The 922-nt window shown below is 33.0% G+C and carries 1 protein-coding gene; it reads right to left on the bottom strand.

The genetic code is table 11. The features are described 5' to 3' along the window. Positions 1–922, bottom strand: a 922-nt coding sequence (locus GQX97_RS12565) for a class I tRNA ligase family protein (protein WP_157152241.1), incomplete at both ends; no start/stop codon positions are given.

The following is a 922-nucleotide window of genomic DNA, read 5'->3' on the forward strand; positions in this document are numbered from 1 at the left end:
TCTCTTTTACTTTCATCTTTAGTAGCAAGATTCCAAGGAGCACTCTCTTCAACATATTTGTTCACCATTCTTATCACTTCCCAAATATTAAATAAAGCCTCTTGAAACTTAAAACTGTCTAGTGCAGATTCTACATTAGCATCTAAAGTAAGCACTGCCTTTTTTAATTCTCTCTCTCTATCAGAATAAACACTCTCAACCTCTTCTGGAAGAATACCGTCAAAATATTTGCCAAGCATTGTAGTAATTCTATGCCACAAATTACCATAATCATTAGCCAAATCGCTGTTAATTCTCTTTAAGAAAATCTCTTGTGAATAAAATCCATCGACACCAAAATTAATCTCTCTCATAAGAAAATATCTTAAAGCATCAACACCGTATTTATCTATTAAAGCATTAGGATCAACAACATTTCCCCTACTCTTACTCATCTTCTTACCATCGTCAAAAAGTACCCAGCCATGACCAAATACTTTTTTAGGAAGCGGTATATCAAGCATTTTAAGCATTATAGGCCATATAATAGCATGGAAACGAACAATCTCCTTACCAACAAAATGAACATCGCAAGGCCAATATTTTTTATATAGCTCATCTTCTTCACTATAACCTAAAGCTGTAATATAATTTGATAAAGCATCAATCCATACATATATACTATGCTCATTATCTATAGGGCAAGGTATACCCCATTTTAAGCCCTTACGAGTAACAGCTAAATCTTCAAGACCAGGAAGCAAGAAATTCTTAAGCATCTCATTTTGTCTCTCTTTAGGCTMTAAAAACTCAGGGTGCTCTTTATAATAATTTATAAGCCAATCTCCAAACTCAGAAAGTTTAAGATAATAACATTCCTCTTCTTTATATTCCAATTCTTTCTCACAATCAGGGCAGTAACATTTTCCATCATCTTTTTTTA

Origin of the sequence: Brachyspira sp. SAP_772, from assembly GCF_009755885.1 — a bacterium.
Taxonomy (GTDB): domain Bacteria; phylum Spirochaetota; class Brachyspiria; order Brachyspirales; family Brachyspiraceae; genus Brachyspira.